The sequence below is a fragment of the Nonomuraea jiangxiensis genome (genome assembly GCF_900099965.1).
Lineage (GTDB): Bacteria > Actinomycetota > Actinomycetes > Streptosporangiales > Streptosporangiaceae > Nonomuraea > Nonomuraea jiangxiensis.
The window spans coordinates 319,249-334,677 of sequence record NZ_FNDJ01000003.1; the positions used below are offsets into that span (position 1 = coordinate 319,249).

The following is a 15,429-nucleotide window of genomic DNA, read 5'->3' on the forward strand; positions in this document are numbered from 1 at the left end:
AACGTTTCACCCCAGTGACCCGCGAAAAAGTATCGTGGCTGGAGCGCCACCGTCGCATGCCCGGCCCTTCACTTCACCGATGCTGCCGAACGCCGATCATCCGGCTCACCCTGGGCAGGTCAATGGTTCGAGGTCTGCGCACCGTGGTGGATTAGCGCGCGGGCGGTGCTGGCCGCGACCGGCCGGAGAGCCGCAGCGCGGCCAGCGACCGCCGTCGCGCGGCAGGCCGCCGCAGGCGGGCTGCCTTGAAACCGTAGAGAAAGTTCTCATCCACGACCGCGCAGCCTCGAAACGATCTTGATGTGATCCAGGTGGAAGCCTGCATGATTGGTGTCCGTTGCCTTCCCCCATCCAGGGACACGGCGGTGGCATGATCGCAAGTGGGCCACTGCCCAGTGACGCACTGATCGAGATCGGCGAGATGATGGGGTACCCAGGGTTCGGCGTGTTGTTGGCACGGTTAGCCGATCATCGTGGGCTGAGCCTCGGTGACCTGTCTCGTTTGGTGAAGGTCCCTGAAGTCGTAGTCCAGGAGGTGGGCGACGGCGCGGAGCCAAGCCCGTCGCTACTTCTGCGGCTTGCGCCAGCGCTTGGCTGGCGCGATGTGGACCTGTTCGTGCTTGCCGGGATGCCTGCACCCGACGACCTCGCTCCCTTGGATGCCGATGCTGGGAGTTGGGCTGCATCACTGATCAACCAGGCCACGTGGCTGCCGCCGGAACGCATTGACGAGTTGCGACAGCGCGCCCAATCACTCCCCCAGCATCCCCGTATACGCCCATTTCCACCGCCGCGGCCATACGAGCAGTACGAACCCAGCTTCGGCGCGGCAATCCTCCGGATGCTCGCGAATCGGAATCTGAAATGGGTGAACACAGCCAAGTGCCTACTGTGCCTCACCGGTCTGGGGCTGGCCGGCTCCACGATCGGGCAGATCGGTCGCGGCGTTAAACCGCTAAGCCCCGACCTACTGGCCAGACTCGCGACCGTGCTCGGCATTCCAGCCGACGACCTGGCCGCCGTTACCGGCATCAGCCTTCCTGACAACCCGCCGCCGACACACCCAGCGGCGACCGAGTTGGCGGGATTGATCTGGGACGTCCGACGGCTGACTTCTGACCAGGTGCGGTGCCTGCGCGATGACGCCGAGTCTCTGCGGAGCGAGTAACTGAATCTGCCCCCGCTGCACGACGGACTGACGGCGATGGCTGCGGGTCTCATCGTGCATTCATACAGCTGGGTCGCTCGCGCACGTGGCTACCGTACGCGCCCTTCGAGTAGGGCCTGCCACATGGCTTGTCCTTGTCGCATGCTCACACGGTGGGTCTCCGCGCCCTTCTCAGTCGCTGGGTCTGTGCGCCACAAGAACGCTTGGCCGCCCGTGGCGCACAGTTCGTAGACGACGTCATCGCAGTGGCACGTCCAGAGGAGTGCCCGACGCCGTGGCTCGTTTCGTGCCTTGAGCCAGACCAACCGCTTGCAGCCCGGGTGCGGCTCGGGCAGGTGAGGAGACAGGCAGTCGCTCATGCTGCTTGGTCGGCGGGGGTGAGAGAGATGAGCGCCCAGACGGTGCGGCCGGCGTTATCGCCGTGTACGCCCCAGCGGGCACTCAGCGTCTCCACGAGACAGAGACCGCGGCCACTCTGGTCCTCGTCTTCAGCCCGGCACAAGTGTGGGGTGGAGGAGCCGCCTTCGTCATGGACGGCGAGGATCAGCAGGGTGCTGCCTGCGTGGAGGGTGACGCCGAATCGGCCGCCGGGGAGTCCGCTGCGGGTGTGGCGGATGGCGTTGGTGGCGAGTTCGGACACGATCAGTTGGGCGGTGTCGGTTTCGAGGTGGTCGCCCAGGTAGCTGGTGACGAACTGGCGGGCCTCGCTGATCTGAGCTCTGGTGCCGGGGAAGTTGCGACACCACCGGTGGATCTCCTTGGGGCTGTTCAGCGCTGGGGACATCGCCGTTTCCTCGCGTTCGTGCAGGTCAACACACTGCCAACCGCTAACAGTACTTAAAGTACTAGTGCTATACTTCAAGTACAAGCGACTTGATGTACTTGCGCCGCACAATAAGTACTGGTCGAGTAAAGAACCGAGACCCCAGAGACCGGCGGCGACCCAGGAGGGTGCACATGTTCGGACTAATGGTGCGATTCACCTGCAAGGACGAGGACAGCGCTGCAGCGTTCGACACCCTCGTCGGTGAGACAATCGAGGCGATCCGCCGGCACGAGCCGGGAACGATCGTGTACGCCTCACACCGGGTGGACGGTCAGCCGCTCCAGCGGATCTTCTACGAGCTGTACCGGGACCGGGACGCCTTCGACGCCCACGAGCAGACCAAGCACACCAGGCGTTTCCTGGCGGCCCGGGAAGAGCTGCTGGCCTCGGTCGAGGTCGACTGGCTGGAACTGCAGAGCGGGAAGGGCACGACGTCGTGAGCATGGAGTATCAGCGGGCGCTCGGACGGCGTATCGCCCAGGAGCGCAAGCGGCGCGGCCTCTCGCAGGCCGAACTGGCCCGACTGGTGGATCGATCGGTGGCCTGGATCTCACAAGTCGAGCGGGGCGTGCGCAAGGTCGATCGCATGTCCGTGCTGGAGAAGGTCGCCGAAACGCTGGACGTGCCGCTGTCGGAGCTGGCCGCCGAAGCGCCCGTGGTCGCCGCCACCAATGAGGAGACGCCCGGCACGGCCGGACTGCGGCTGGTGCTGTCCGGCGCCCATTCCCTGCAGGCCATGTTGCACACCACGCCCGTGCCCGCGATCGATCAGCTCAAGCCGCGGGTCGATCACGCATGGGAGCTGACGCACCAGAGCCGCTACGTCGAGCTGACCGAACTGCTGCGCGGGCTGGTGCCCATCTTGGAGAGTGCCGCCCGGTCCGCTCCGGCGGGGCAGCAGGCCGAGGTGTTCGAGTTGCTGTCGGTGGCCTATCAGACGTGTTCGGCGTCGCTGGCCAAGCTGGGTGAGCCTGAGGCGGCGTGGATCGCTGCTGATCGGGCCATCAGCGCGGCCGAGCGGGCGGGCAGCCCGTTGCTGATGGCGGCCGGTGCGTTCCGGCTGGGGTTCGTGTTCCTCGGGGCGCGTCACTTCGATCAGGTGGAGGAGACGGCGCGCACCACCGCTGAGGCGCTGTGGTTCCTCACTGATCAGGGCAACGTGGAGGCGATGTCGCTGTGGGGTGGGCTGACCTTGCAGCGGGCCGTGGCCGCGTCGCGGCTGAATCAGGCCGATGTCGCCTACGAGCACCTGTCGCGAGCCCGCGAGATGGCGGCGCGGGTGGGCGAGGGGCGCAACGACTACAACACCGAGTTCGGGCCGGCCAACGTCGCCCTGCATGAGGTGGCGGTAGCGGTGGAGGTGGGCGATGCCGGTCACGCGCTACGGGTCGGCGCTGCGGTGGACACCACGTCGCTGTCGGCAGAGCGGCGCGCACGGCTGGCCGTGGATCTCGCGCGGGCACATGCGCAGCGTCGCCAGGTCGACGAAGCGGTGGCCGCGTTGCTGGAGGCCGAGGCCGTCACTCCGGAGCAGATCCGTAACCATCGGGTGGTCCGGCAACTCGTGTCTGACCTGCTGTCGATGCAGGATCCGGCGTCGTCTGAGCTGCGGGAACTGGCCGAACGAGTGGGGGCGTAGAAAAAGTACGTGTGCACGTACTCTAAGTACTAGCGATTACTCTCAGTATCAGGTAGCGTTCGTGTTGTAGCTGGAACTCTCCGTAACCGGAGGGTGGCAGCCCAGCACGAACGCTCTTCGCGTTTCAGGGGTGGATCAAGGAGGTCCGCTCACGGAAGGCGGAGAGAGGCCACACATGAACGTGGCCTGAGCGGGAGACCCGCCCAGGCCGGATGCGATGAGCACCCTAGTTGGCGCTTCGATGCTATCGCCTCCGAGCTGACGGCACGGCCTCCCTCGTCCTGAAACGCCTGATCAACAGGCCGACGAGAGGTCAACTCACCATGCGTACCGTCCCCATTCCCGTGGACGTCAGCAAGCTCACCATCACCTGCGTGAAGGCCCCGCGCCCTCGCGTGCTCAACAAGGACACCGGCGAGATCAAGACCGACAAGAACGGCAACACCGTCTACGAGGTCACCGTCTCCGTCGAAGACGAGTTCGGCCGGATCGAACTCGTCAAGATCGGCATCACCGGAGAGCCGCCCATCAAGGCCGGCGACGCCGTCCACGCGGTCGGCCTGCTCGGCTACGTCTGGGAGATCGCCGGACGCTGGGGCATCTCCTACCGCGCCACCGCCCTGCTCCCGCAGCAGGAGACCGCCAGTGTCTGACCAACTCTGGTGGATGCTCGGAGTCCTGGCCGCCGTCGCGGCCGGACTCTGGGCCTGGCACCGCTGGCACTACCGCTCCTTCTGGCTCCTCATCGGCTTCCCAATCACGGCCATCAGCATCCGAGCGTCCTGGCGCAAGATCGCCCTCGGCTGCAACCTCACCAAGAAGCGACAGCGCTTCTGGTTCACCACCGTGCCCGGCCTGATTGCCTCAACCGGCGTCGTCCGTGTCCGGCGCAAGTGGCAGCGCATCGCCGTGGACACCAAACCATTCATGTGGCTGCCGCTGCCGACCCGGTACGGCTGGCGGGTCACCCTGCACACCCTGGAAGGGCAGATCCCGGCCGACTACGCCGACGTCGCCGAACGGCTGGCGCACTCCTGGGGCGTGCACGCCGTGCGCGTCTCTTCCAACAAGCCTGGCCGGGTACGACTTGCCGCCACCATCCGTGACCCCCTGGTCAAGGTCGACGAACTCCCGCCCTCGACCGAACTGCTCAAGGTCACCGTGGGACGGCTGGAGACCGGCGGGCCGTGGGTCATCGACTTCCGTACCGTGCCGCACTACATCAACGCGGGAGCCACCCAGTCCGGCAAGTCCAACCTCGCCAACGCACTCATCGTCGGCCTGGCCCCGCAACCGGTCGCCCTGGTCGGCTTCGACCTCAAGGGCGGCGTCGAGTTCACCCCGTACGCGCCCCGGCTGTCCGCCCTGGCCACCACACGAGCCGAGTGCGGCGGACTGCTGGATGACCTGGTGGCGCTCATGACCGACCGGATGGGCATGTGCCGGATGACCTCGGCCCGCAACATCTGGCAGCTCCCGCCCACCATGCGCCCGATCCCGATCGTGGTCCTGGTGGACGAGCTGGCCGAGCTGTACCTGATGGCCGATAAGAGCGAGAAGGACGAGATCGCCAAGACCTCCACGGCACTCCTGCGGGTGGCCCAGCTCGGGCGAGCGTTCGGCATCTACCTGTTCTGCTCCGGTCAGCGCATCGGCTCCGACCTCGGCCCCGGCGTCACCGCCCTGCGTGCTCAGTGCTCGGGACGGATCTGCCACCGGGTCAACGACCCCGAGACCGCCACCATGACCCTGGGTGACCTCGACCCTGCCGCGCTCGACTCCGCCCGCGCCATCGCCGCCGAGACACCGGGCGTGGCCATCGTCGCCAGCCAGGACGGCCAGTGGTATCGGGCCCGCTCCTTCTACGTCAGCGAAGCCACGGCCGAATATGCCGCCCGCACCTACGCCGACCAAGCACCGACCTGGGCCGACGTCATGACCGCTCAGCCCGTGGATGCGCCCGACCAGCAGACGGCCTGAACCGACACCGAAAGGGGGTCGAGATGCGCCACATCGCCGCCTGGCTGCTCAACACCGGCCCTGTCCTTGTCCTGGCTCTCATCGCAGGAGCAGGCTCCTTCACCCACATCCGCGACACCGCCAACCAACACGGCCAGACCGGCTGGATGTCATGGGCCATCGCCATCTGCATCGACCTGACCTGCGTCATGGCCGCCCGCGAACGCCAACGCGACAAGAAGACCGGCCGAACCCAACGAGGGATGGTCTCCTGGCCCGTCCTGGTCCTGACCGGAGGCATCATCCTGTCCCTGGCCGCCAACCTCGCCCAAGCCACACCGACCGTCTGGGGCTGGATCACCGCAGCCACCCCGGCCGGCGCCTTCCTCGTCGCGGTCTCCATGCTCGAACGCCGCGCCGCCACCCGTACCAGCTCGCTGCAAAACGTCCCGGAGACGTCCTCACCAACCGCACAGACGTCCCATACCGTCTCCGCAGAGTCCCACAACGTCCCGCGCGCTGACCGTCCTGCGCTGGCCCCGGCTGACGAGGTCGATCGCCAGCACGACGCTCCCGCACCTGATCCGGCCCTCGTGGACTACGCCCGCCGCGTCGCCGACGAGCACCACGCCAAGCAGGGCGGGCCGATCACCGCAGACCTCATCCGCGCCCGTCTGGGCGTGTCCGACCAACTCGCTGCCGACCTGCTCCACCTTCTACAGCCCGCACAGGCCCAGTGAAAGGAACGCCCTCGATGTCCACCATCCACCCGCGGCCCGCGTTCGTCGCTGGACTACGCGCCCTGGCCGACCTGCTCGAAGCCCATCCCGACATCCCGACACCTCGGAGCACGATCGTTCACCACTTCGTGCCCGACGCCCAAGACGCCGAGATGCGTGCCGAGATCGACCGCTTGGCCGCCGTGCTCGGCAGCCGCATCGACAGCGAGAACACCCACTACACGACTTCGCTGTTCTTCGGCCCGATCCAGTACCGCGCCGTGGCGATCCTGGCCGAATCCCGTGCCCGGCACGCCGCCCACGACAGCTACCGCGGCTGCGTCACGCCCGACAGCCCGCAGAAGGACCGATGACCATGGACGCCACACCTGTCGTCCGCTACCGCTGCTGCACCTGCAACGGCACCGGCCTCACCGACGACCAGACCTGCGCCGACTGCGACGGCAGCGGCATCGACAACCACGGCGCATAACGCGCAGCGCCCCCGCCTGGCCACACATCCGCCAAGATCCGCGCCAGGCCGGGGGCCATCCACACCAGAGTCACTGGATAGGACGGAACCCATCTTGCCCCACCTTGCCCACAGCCACGCCGTGGCTGGAATGATTCACCGGCTCAACCAACCCGATTACCACCGCTGGGCCAGCCAGATCAAGCGCACCGGCGGCTGCCGCCAGCCCATCCACCTGCGCGGCAAGGTCGAACACTACGACCAGGCCACCGGCCACCTCCTGCACCGCTACTCCACCACCACCGAACCCAACGGCGTGCTGCGCGTGCCGTGCAAGACCCGCCGGGCCACCCGCTGCCCGGCCTGCGCCGAGGTCTACCGCGCCGACACCTACCAACTCGTCCGCGCCGGCCTCATCGGCGGCAAGGGCGTGCCCGAGACCGTCAGCTCACATCCCTGCCTGTTCGTCACCCTCACTGCGCCCTCCTTCGGCACGGTGCATGTCCGGCGGGAGAAGACCGGCAAGGTCCTGCCCTGCCACGCCCGCCGCGACGCCCAGACCTGCCCACACGGACAGGTCATGTCCTGCACTGAGCGGCACAGCGCCGACGACCCGCGCCTCGGCGAACCACTGTGCCCGGACTGCTACGACTACGACGGCTCGGTCCTGTTCAACGCCATCAGCCCCGAGCTGTGGCGCCGCTTCACCCTCGCCCTGCGCCGCCGCTTCGCCAGGCTCAACGGCCTGACCGTCAAGGCCCTGCGCGAACACGTCAGCATCGCCTTCGCCAAGGTCGCCGAATACCAGCGCCGCGGCGTCGTCCACTTCCACGCCGTGATCCGCCTCGACGGCCCTGACGGACCCGACTCACCACCACCGGCCTGGGCCACCGCCGACGCCCTGGAACAAGCCGTCCAGCACGCAGCAGCCGCCGTCACCGCAGAGGTCAAACCGCTCAACCGCACCTTCCAATGGGGAACCCAGCTCGACGTCCGCCGCATCACCATGAACGGCGACCTCACCGAACAAGCCGTCGCCGCCTACATCGCCAAGTACGCCACCAAAGCCGCCGAATGCGTCGGCACCCTGGACCGCCGCATACAACCACTCGACAACCTCGACGCCCTACCCATCCGCGACCACGCCCGCCACCTCATCGCCGCCTGCATGCGCCTCGGCGAACACCCCGGCCTGGCCGACCTCCGGCTTACGCACTGGGCCCACATGCTCGGCTTCCGCGGCCACTTCTCCACCAAAAGCCGTCACTACTCCACCACCCTCGGCGCCCTCCGAGCAGCCCGAGAAGAACACATGCGCACCGAACAGGTCACCACCGGACGGCTCCCGCTCTTCGACGAGGACACCGTCCTCGTGGTCGCGCACTGGCAGTACGCCGGACAAGGACTGTCCCTCGGTGACGCGATCCTTGCCGCAGCGATCGAGGGAGGTTATCGATGAACGCCCTAGACAGGCTCTGGACGGTCGAAGACGTGTCCGCCTTCCTCGGTGTGCCGATCGCGACGCTCTACCAGTGGCGACACCACCGGACGGGCCCGAGAGGCCGCAAGATCGGCCGGCACCTCCGCTACGTGCCTGAGGACGTCATGTCCTGGGTCCAGGACCAGGAGTAGCCCATGGCCTTCGTCAAGGACCTCTGGACCAAGACGGTCCGCACCCCGGACGGCAAGCCGCAGAGGGTCAAGACCGCACGCCATGGCAAGGGCAAGCGCTGGCTCGCCGTCTGGGTGGACCCCGACGGCAACGAGCGCTCGACCGCGTACGACCGCAAGGCCGACGCCGAACGCAAGATCGCCACCATGGGCGCGGACATCGCGCGCGGCGACTACATCGACCCGAACGCCGGCAAGGTGCTCTTCGCCGACCTCGCGGAACGGTGGCTCGCCTCGCGCATCGTGGACCCCTCGACCAAGATCAGGTACGAGTACATCCACCGCCTTCACGTCGCGCCGACCTACGCCAAGCGCCAGGTGAAGAGCATCAAGCCATCCCAGATCCAGGCGTGGATCAGTGACCTGAGCAGCCGTTTCGAGACCTCGACCGTACAGACGGCCTTCCTGGTTCTTCAGGGCATCCTGGACCTCGCCGTCGCTGACGAGGCAATCAAGCGCAGTCCCGCCAAGTCACCGATCGTCCAGGTGCCGAAGCGCACCACCGAGGAGATCACGGCGTGGTCGGACGAACGGGTCCACGCCCTGATCGACGCTCACCCCGCCCTCTTCCGTCTGCTCCCTATGCTCGGGGCCGCGTGCGGGCTGCGGCAGGGTGAGCTGTTCGGCCTGGCCCTCGAAGACATCGACTTCGAGGAGCACCTTGTTCGCGTACGACGGCAGATCAAGAAGCTGGGAGCCGACCACGTCTTCGCTCTACCGAAGAACGACCGCGAGCGGGTCGTACCGCTGCCTGAGTGGGCGGCCGAGGCCATCAGGAGGCACCTCTCGGCCTATCCCCCGCTGGCTTGCTCCCTGCCCTGGGAGAAGGTGGACGGCAAGCTTCGCACGCACAACCTGTTGTTCCGCTGGACGGACGACTGCTTCGTCAAGGCCAGGAGCTACAGCGAAACCGTCTGGAAGCCCGCTCTGGTGGCCGCGGGCGTGATCCCGGCACCGGACAAGGACCCACGCAAGAGAAGCCGCTATGCCACCTCCCGCAGGGAGGGGCTGCACCAGCTCCGGCACTACTACGCGAGCGTCATGCTGGCCGGTGGTGTCTCGGTCAAGGAACTCGCCGAATACCTCGGCCACGCCGATCCCGGCTTCACCCTCCGTGTGTACGCCCACATGATGCCCGGCTCCTACGACCGGGCACGCCGGGCGATCGACGACCGCCTGTTCCGTCCGCACAGCGTGTCCTACGGAACAGGCACGGAACAGTGATCGTTCAGCTCCCGATCACGATACATCGAACCCCGCCGCTGGCGATCAGCAGGCGGGGTTTCCGCATGTCAGGGCTACTTCAGGAGCTGCCTGGCCATGACCATGCGCTGGATCTGGTTGGTGCCCTCGTAGATTTGGGTGATTTTGGCGTCGCGCATCATGCGTTCCACTGGGAAGTCCTTCGTGTACCCGTAGCCGCCCAGCAGTTGCACCGCGTCCACCGTGATCTCCATCGCCGCGTCCGATGCCGCGCACTTCGCCGCGCTCGACAGGAACGTCAGGTCGCGCTGTGGCTCGCCCGCCATCGCGCGGTCCGACTTCGCCGCCGCGTGGTACGTCAGTTGCCGCGCCGCCTCAAGCTTCATGGCCATGTCGGCGAGCATGAACTGTACGCCCTGGAAGTCGGCGACCGGGCGGCCGAACTGCTTGCGTTCCTTGATGTAGCCGATCGCGTAGTCCAGGGCGCCCTGGGCGATGCCGAGGGCCTGGGCGGCGATGGTGATCCTGGTGTGGTCCAGGGTGGCCAGGGCGGTCTTGAAACCGGTCCCCGGGGCGCCGATCATGCGGTCGGCCGGGATCCGTACGTTGTCCAGGATGACCTGGCGGGTGGGCGAGCCCTTGATGCCGAGCTTCTTCTCCTTGGGGCCGAAGGAGACGCCCGAGTCGGACTTCTCCACGACGAAGGCCGAGATGCCCCTGGCGCCGGCGGACGGGTCCGTGACCGCCATCACCGTGTAGAACTCCGACACCCCCGCGTTGGTGATCCACATCTTGGTGCCGTTGAGGACATAGGAGTCGCCGTCGGCCACCGCCCGCGTCTTCATCGCCGCGGCGTCCGAGCCCGCCTCGGGCTCCGACAGCGCGTACGAGAACATCGCCTCCCCCTTCGCCACCGGCGCCAGGTAGCGGGACTTCAACCCCTCCGAGGCCGAGAGCAGCAGCGGGACCGTGCCCAGCTTGTTGACGGCCGGGATCAGGGAGGTGGACGCGCAGGCGCGGGCGACCTCCTCGATGACGATCACCGTGGCCAGCGCGTCCGCTCCGGCGCCCCCGTACTGCTCAGGAACGTGCACCGCGTGCAGGTCGGCTGCCACGAGAGCCTTGTAGACGTCCCAGGAGAACTCTTCGGTCTCGTCGATCTCCGCGGCGTGCGGGGCGATCTTCTCGTCGGCCAGGGCCCGGACCGTCTCCCTGAGCATGTCGTGTTCTTCGGCGGGCGCGTAGAGAGGGAAGCTCATGCGTCAAATACTAGGACGTCCGAGCATCTTGTTACCAGCCGGTACGGTTTCGGAATAGGCGCAGGTGGCACGAAGGAGGTAGCGGAGGCCGGTAGCATGCCACCGCCATCGAAAGGAGCTCACTCGTGCCATATCGCCTCACGGTGATCGGGACCGGATATCTGGGCATCACCCATGCCGCCTGCATGGCTGATCTCGGGTTCGACGTCCTGGGCCTCGACATCGACGCCGACAAGATTCGCAGACTGAACAGCGGTGAGCTTCCGATTCACGAGCCCGGCCTCCAACCCGTGCTCCGCCGCGGCCTGGATTCCGGCCGCCTGCGCTTCACCACCTCGTACGAGGAGGTCGCCGCCTTCGGTGACGTGCACTTCGTCTGCGTCGGCACGCCGCAGAAGCGCGGAGAGTACGCCGCGGACGTCAGCTACATGGACGGCGCCATCGAGTCCCTGGCACCGCTGCTCGACCGGGATTGCCTGGTCGTCGGCAAGTCCACCGTGCCCGTCGGCACCGCCGAGCGGCTGGCGGACAAGCTCGCCCGGCTCGCGCCCGTCGGCGCCGGGGCGGAGCTGGCGTGGAATCCGGAGTTCCTCCGCGAGGGGTACGCCGTCGAGGACACCCTGCACCCGGACCGGATCGTGCTCGGCGTGCGCAGCGAGCACGCGGAGAAGGTGCTGCGCGAGGTGTACGAGCCGCTGGGCGAAGTTCCTTATGTGGTGACCGACTTCGCCACGTCCGAGCTGGTCAAGACGGCCGCCAACGCCTTCCTGGCCACCAAGATCTCCTTCATCAACGCCATGGCCGAGGTCTGCGAGGCTGCGCACGCCGACGTCAAGCAGCTCTCCGAGGCCCTGGCGTACGACGACCGCATCGGCGGGCGGTTCCTGAACGCGGGACTCGGCTTCGGGGGCGGCTGCCTGCCCAAGGACATTCGGGCGTTCATGGCGCGGGCCGGCGAGCTGGGGGCCGACCAGGCGCTGACGTTCCTGCGCGAGGTGGACGACATCAACATGCGGCGCCGGGCCCGCATGGTGGACCTGGCCAGGGAGCTGGCCGGCGGGTCCTTCCACGGCTGCACGGTGGGCGTGCTCGGCGCGGCCTTCAAGCCGAACTCCGACGACATCCGCGACTCCCCCGCCCTCGACGTCGCCGTGACGATCGGCCACCAAGGCGGACGGGTCACCGTGTACGACCCGATCGCGCTCGACAACGCTCGTAAGGCGCATCCCGAGCTCAACTACGGCACTTCGGCCGTCGAGGCGGTTCGGGGGGCGCATGTGGTGCTGATGCTCACGGAGTGGCAGGAGTTCGTGGAGCTCGACCCCGAGGCGCTGGGGGGCGTGGTCGCCACCCGGCGCATCGTGGACGGGCGCAACGCGCTGAACGCCGAGCTGTGGCGGGCGGCGGGATGGCACTACCGCGCCCTGGGCCGCCCTTAGAGGACGGGATCCGGGATCCGACCTCGCGGCGCCACAACATTTACCCCGGACCGTCCCCGGTGCCCGGCCGCCCCACCCGCGTCGCGGGCCGGTCCGTCGGCGAAAGTCGGCTCACTGCAGGTGGCGGACGGCCGGTCCGTCGGCGACGGGCGGCTCACTGCAGGTGGCGGACCCACTGGGTGGTGAGCGGGCGGTAGCCTCTGCGGGCCCAGAACGGGGTCGAGAGCGGGTTCGGCAGGGCGTGGTGGAGGATCATTGACGCCACGCCCTGGGCCGCCGCATGAGCCTGCGCCACCTCGGTGAGCGCCACGCCCACGCCCTGGCCCCGGGCCGACGGCTCGACGTACATGACGCCCAAGTACGCCGTCGGCGCCGTACGTACGGACCTGCCGATCCAGGTCGAGCGCTCCGGCGGCTGGACGATGACGCAGCCCGCCACCTCGCCCGCCACCTCGGCCACCCAGCACCACTCCAGCGGCAGCACCTCCATCGCCACCGACTCCCTGATCCGCGCCGGGGTCGAGGGGCGCACGGCCACCCAGCCGAACTGCGCGTCGTAGGCCACCAGCCGCACGTACATCCGGACCAGCGCCTCCGCGTCGCCCTGCGTGGCCGGGCGGATCCAGGGGTAGATCACGGGGCCCTCCCAGCGGAGCGGGCGCACGGCGGCCGCGGCGACGGGGGCGAAGCCGCGTACGGCCAGGGCCCTGACGGGCACGGTGTCCCGGCTCGGCCAGGTCACGGACAGCGCCTCTCCCGGTCCGTCGACGCGCAGGTCGTGCAGCCAGCGATCGAGCAGCCGGCCGAGCGCGGCCTCCGGGTCCGGGCCGGCGACCCGGGCCTGGAGGCGGTGCACGACCAGCGGCGACCAGGAGGCCCGCACGCTGGCGGGGTTGATCCGGTCGACGGAGGCCAGCCCGACGGCGTCGCGAACCGCGAACCGCTTCTCGCCGACCGACTCCGGCAACTCGTCCTGACCTGCGACCAGCGGGTCAGCGGCCCGTACGCGGGAGGCATGGCCCCTGATCACATCGTCCATCCCGGCACAGTAGCGGCAGGAGCGGGACGGCGGGAACCGGTTTCAGAGCTCGGCGGCCTCGGCGCGCAGCTTCTCGCCCTTGGCGTACGCCTGCTCCTTCAGCCGCGCCTGGAACTCCTCCATGCGCTGCCGCAGCCCGGCGTCGGAGGCCCCGAGGATGCGTACGGCCAGCAGCCCCGCGTTACGTGCCCCGCCCACCGCCACCGTGGCCACCGGCACCCCGGCGGGCATCTGGACGATCGACAGCAGCGAGTCCATCCCGTCGAGGTGCTTCAGCGGCACCGGCACCCCGATGACCGGCAGCGGAGTGACGGAGGCGAGCATGCCGGGCAGATGCGCCGCCCCGCCGGCACCGGCGATGATCACCGAGAGGCCGCGGGAGGCGGCCTGGCGGCCGTATTCGATCATCTCGACCGGCATGCGGTGCGCGGACACGACGTCGGCCTCGAACGGCACCCCGAACTCCGCCACCGCCTCCGCCGCGGCCTTCATCACCGGCCAGTCGGAGTCGCTGCCCATGACGATCCCGATCTTCACACTGCCTCCTTCGCCGGCAGCGCGAAGATCGCGACCCCGCGCCAGCTCGTCGGTCCGTTCAGCGGAATCGCGCTTCGAAGGGTCCCGTTCAGCGCGGTGGTGCTCCGGAGGGTCACGTGTACTCCCCCGTGGTGAGGTAGACAGCGGCGTGGCGGGCGCGGGCGCGCACCTCGTCGAGGTTGGAGCCGAGGGCCGTCACGTGGCCGATCTTGCGGCCGGGGCGCACCTGCTTGCCGTAGAAGTGCAGCTTGATGCCCGGGTCGTGGGCGAGCACGTGCTCGTAGCGCTTGAACAGGTCGGGGTCGTCGCCGCCGAGCAGGTTGGCCATGACCACGACCTGGGCGGTCATCTTGGGCGTGCCCAGCGGCAGGTCCAGCACCGCCCTCAGATGCTGCTCGAACTGCGACGTCGTCGAGCCCTCGATCGTCCAGTGGCCGCTGTTGTGCGGCCGCATGGCCAGCTCGTTGACCACCAGCCCGCCCGCCGTCTCGAACAGCTCCACCGCCAGCAGCCCGGTCACCCCCAGCTCCTCGGCGATCTTCAGGCCGATGCGCTGGGCCTGGGCGGCGACCTCGGGGTCCAGCCGGGGAGCGGGCGCGAGCACCTCGACGCAGATGCCGTCCTGCTGCACGGTCTCCACCACCGGGTAGCTGACGCCCTGGCCGTGCGGCGAGCGGGCCACCAGCACCGCCAGCTCGCGCTCGAACGGCACGAACGCCTCGGCCAGCATCTCCAGCCCGGCGGCGAACGGCCCCGCGGTGGCCTGCGCGGCCTCCTCCGCCGAGCGGCACACCCACACGCCGCGGCCGTCGTATCCGCCGCGCACGGCCTTGAGCACCACCGGCCAGCCGTGCTCGGCGGCGAAGCGCTCGACGTCGGCGGGCGAGGACACCCGCGCCCAGGCCGGGCAGGGCACGCCGATCCCGCTCAGCCGCTCCCGCATGGCCGCCTTGTCCTGCGCGTGCACCAGCGCGTCGGCGCCCGGCCGCACGACGTGACCGGCGGCGGCCAGCGCCCTGATGTGCTCGGTGGGCACATGCTCGTGGTCGAACGTGATCACGTCGCACCCCTGGGCGAACTCGCGCAGATCGGCAAGATCGCGGTAGTCTCCGAGGCGCGTGTCGACGATCACCCGCGCGGCGCTCTCGTCAGGAGCGTTGGCCAGCACCCGCAGCTCGACGCCGAGCGCGATGGCCGGTGGCTGGGACATCCTGGCGAGCTGGCCCGCGCCGACGATGCCGACGACCGGGCCGATGGGGCTGTAGGAACTCACGCCAGGTGAGCTTACCGGGACGCTACGACTGAACCGACGCCGGTCGTCCCGCCACAGCGCCGCCACGGTCCGGCCAGGGTGCGGGGGCAGGGTGCGGGCCGGGCGGCCGTTCCGGGTCGCCTCATGAGGCACGACCGCCCGGTGTCCCTGTGCCCCGTGACCTGCCACGCAGCGTAATGGCCCCTGATCGCTTCTGCCCGGCATAGAACGATATTTCTGCCCTTG

16 protein-coding genes are annotated in these 15,429 nt (G+C 68.6%); 11 read left to right on the top strand and 5 right to left on the bottom strand.

The window, feature by feature from the left end; genetic code table 11:
- The first annotated feature begins 370 nt into the window (after nt 1-370).
- Nucleotides 371-1,168 (top strand): hypothetical protein, encoded by a 798-nt coding sequence (locus BLS95_RS07730; RefSeq protein ID WP_218135647.1) that lies wholly within the window; start codon nt 371-373, stop codon nt 1,166-1,168.
- Between the two features lie 355 nt (nt 1,169-1,523).
- Here the strand turns inward: BLS95_RS07730 and BLS95_RS07735 are convergent, their stop codons facing one another.
- Nucleotides 1,524-1,952, bottom strand: coding sequence for an ATP-binding protein (locus BLS95_RS07735; RefSeq protein ID WP_090930183.1), 429 nt, complete (start codon nt 1,950-1,952; stop codon nt 1,524-1,526).
- A 173-nt stretch (nt 1,953-2,125) separates the two neighbouring features.
- On the opposite strand from BLS95_RS07735, the gene BLS95_RS07740 reads away from it, so the two are divergent.
- The 9 genes from BLS95_RS07740 (at nt 2,126) to BLS95_RS07780 (ending at nt 9,678) form a co-directional block, all read left to right on the top strand.
- Nucleotides 2,126-2,434 (top strand): putative quinol monooxygenase, encoded by a 309-nt coding sequence (locus BLS95_RS07740; RefSeq protein ID WP_090930184.1) that lies wholly within the window; start codon nt 2,126-2,128, stop codon nt 2,432-2,434.
- A gap of 2 nt (nt 2,435-2,436) precedes the next feature.
- A complete protein-coding gene (locus BLS95_RS07745) occupies nt 2,437-3,633 on the top strand; it encodes a helix-turn-helix domain-containing protein (RefSeq protein WP_245764911.1) in 1,197 nt (398 codons plus the stop codon).
- A 323-nt stretch (nt 3,634-3,956) separates the two neighbouring features.
- The gene (locus BLS95_RS07750; RefSeq protein WP_176993068.1) at nt 3,957-4,286 is read left to right on the top strand and encodes an SCO3933 family regulatory protein; all 330 of its coding nucleotides are present in this window, start codon (nt 3,957-3,959) and stop codon (nt 4,284-4,286) included.
- Nucleotides 4,279-5,613 (top strand): FtsK/SpoIIIE domain-containing protein, encoded by a 1,335-nt coding sequence (locus BLS95_RS07755; protein ID WP_245764912.1) that lies wholly within the window; start codon nt 4,279-4,281, stop codon nt 5,611-5,613. Before BLS95_RS07750 ends, BLS95_RS07755 begins: the two co-directional genes overlap by 8 nt.
- Before the next feature lie 23 nt (nt 5,614-5,636).
- Nucleotides 5,637-6,332: a DUF2637 domain-containing protein gene (locus BLS95_RS07760; RefSeq protein ID WP_090930188.1), complete on the top strand. Its 696-nt coding sequence runs from the start codon at nt 5,637-5,639 to the stop codon at nt 6,330-6,332.
- A gap of 14 nt (nt 6,333-6,346) precedes the next feature.
- Complete coding sequence (locus tag BLS95_RS07765) at nt 6,347-6,685, top strand: hypothetical protein (protein WP_090930189.1); 339 nt, start codon at nt 6,347-6,349, stop codon at nt 6,683-6,685.
- Between the two features lie 249 nt (nt 6,686-6,934).
- Nucleotides 6,935-8,242, top strand: a complete 1,308-nt coding sequence (locus tag BLS95_RS07770; RefSeq protein WP_090930190.1) for a replication initiator — start codon at nt 6,935-6,937, stop codon at nt 8,240-8,242.
- Nucleotides 8,239-8,415, top strand: coding sequence for a helix-turn-helix transcriptional regulator (locus tag BLS95_RS07775; protein WP_090930191.1), 177 nt, complete (start codon nt 8,239-8,241; stop codon nt 8,413-8,415). The genes BLS95_RS07770 and BLS95_RS07775 overlap by 4 nt, the downstream gene beginning before the upstream one ends.
- A gap of 3 nt (nt 8,416-8,418) precedes the next feature.
- Nucleotides 8,419-9,678, top strand: coding sequence for a tyrosine-type recombinase/integrase (locus BLS95_RS07780; RefSeq protein WP_090930192.1), 1,260 nt, complete (start codon nt 8,419-8,421; stop codon nt 9,676-9,678).
- 74 nt (nt 9,679-9,752) lie between these two features.
- Here the strand turns inward: BLS95_RS07780 and BLS95_RS07785 are convergent, their stop codons facing one another.
- Nucleotides 9,753-10,916: an acyl-CoA dehydrogenase family protein gene (locus BLS95_RS07785; protein WP_090930193.1), complete on the bottom strand. Its 1,164-nt coding sequence runs from the start codon at nt 10,914-10,916 to the stop codon at nt 9,753-9,755.
- Between the two features lie 125 nt (nt 10,917-11,041).
- Between BLS95_RS07785 and BLS95_RS07790 the strand changes: the two genes are divergently transcribed.
- Nucleotides 11,042-12,355: a UDP-glucose dehydrogenase family protein gene (locus BLS95_RS07790; protein WP_090930194.1), complete on the top strand. Its 1,314-nt coding sequence runs from the start codon at nt 11,042-11,044 to the stop codon at nt 12,353-12,355.
- A 154-nt stretch (nt 12,356-12,509) separates the two neighbouring features.
- On the opposite strand, the gene BLS95_RS07795 is transcribed toward BLS95_RS07790, so the two are convergent.
- The 3 genes from BLS95_RS07795 to BLS95_RS07805 all read right to left on the bottom strand — a co-directional run bounded on the left by BLS95_RS07795 (nt 12,510) and on the right by BLS95_RS07805 (nt 15,204).
- Nucleotides 12,510-13,394, bottom strand: coding sequence for a GNAT family N-acetyltransferase (locus tag BLS95_RS07795; protein WP_143043625.1), 885 nt, complete (start codon nt 13,392-13,394; stop codon nt 12,510-12,512).
- 42 nt (nt 13,395-13,436) lie between these two features.
- Nucleotides 13,437-13,931: a 5-(carboxyamino)imidazole ribonucleotide mutase gene (gene purE, locus BLS95_RS07800; RefSeq protein ID WP_281249960.1), complete on the bottom strand. Its 495-nt coding sequence runs from the start codon at nt 13,929-13,931 to the stop codon at nt 13,437-13,439.
- 112 nt (nt 13,932-14,043) lie between these two features.
- Nucleotides 14,044-15,204, bottom strand: a complete 1,161-nt coding sequence (locus tag BLS95_RS07805) for a 5-(carboxyamino)imidazole ribonucleotide synthase (protein ID WP_090930196.1) — start codon at nt 15,202-15,204, stop codon at nt 14,044-14,046.
- Nucleotides 15,205-15,429: the final 225 nt, after the last annotated feature.

Bases quoted from the DNA above. Each gene is read 5' to 3' on its own strand.
- BLS95_RS07730 (WP_218135647.1), top strand. From the start codon at position 371: ATGATCGCAAGTGGGCCACTGCCCAGTGACGCACTGATCGAGATCGGC.
- BLS95_RS07735 (WP_090930183.1), bottom strand. From the start codon at position 1,952: ATGTCCCCAGCGCTGAACAGCCCCAAGGAGATCCACCGGTGGTGTCGC.
- BLS95_RS07740 (WP_090930184.1), top strand. From the start codon at position 2,126: ATGTTCGGACTAATGGTGCGATTCACCTGCAAGGACGAGGACAGCGCT.
- BLS95_RS07745 (WP_245764911.1), top strand. From the start codon at position 2,437: ATGGAGTATCAGCGGGCGCTCGGACGGCGTATCGCCCAGGAGCGCAAG.
- BLS95_RS07750 (WP_176993068.1), top strand. From the start codon at position 3,957: ATGCGTACCGTCCCCATTCCCGTGGACGTCAGCAAGCTCACCATCACC.
- BLS95_RS07760 (WP_090930188.1), top strand. From the start codon at position 5,637: ATGCGCCACATCGCCGCCTGGCTGCTCAACACCGGCCCTGTCCTTGTC.
- BLS95_RS07765 (WP_090930189.1), top strand. From the start codon at position 6,347: ATGTCCACCATCCACCCGCGGCCCGCGTTCGTCGCTGGACTACGCGCC.
- BLS95_RS07770 (WP_090930190.1), top strand. From the start codon at position 6,935: ATGATTCACCGGCTCAACCAACCCGATTACCACCGCTGGGCCAGCCAG.
- BLS95_RS07775 (WP_090930191.1), top strand. From the start codon at position 8,239: ATGAACGCCCTAGACAGGCTCTGGACGGTCGAAGACGTGTCCGCCTTC.
- BLS95_RS07780 (WP_090930192.1), top strand. From the start codon at position 8,419: ATGGCCTTCGTCAAGGACCTCTGGACCAAGACGGTCCGCACCCCGGAC.
- BLS95_RS07785 (WP_090930193.1), bottom strand. From the start codon at position 10,916: ATGAGCTTCCCTCTCTACGCGCCCGCCGAAGAACACGACATGCTCAGG.
- BLS95_RS07795 (WP_143043625.1), bottom strand. From the start codon at position 13,394: ATGGACGATGTGATCAGGGGCCATGCCTCCCGCGTACGGGCCGCTGAC.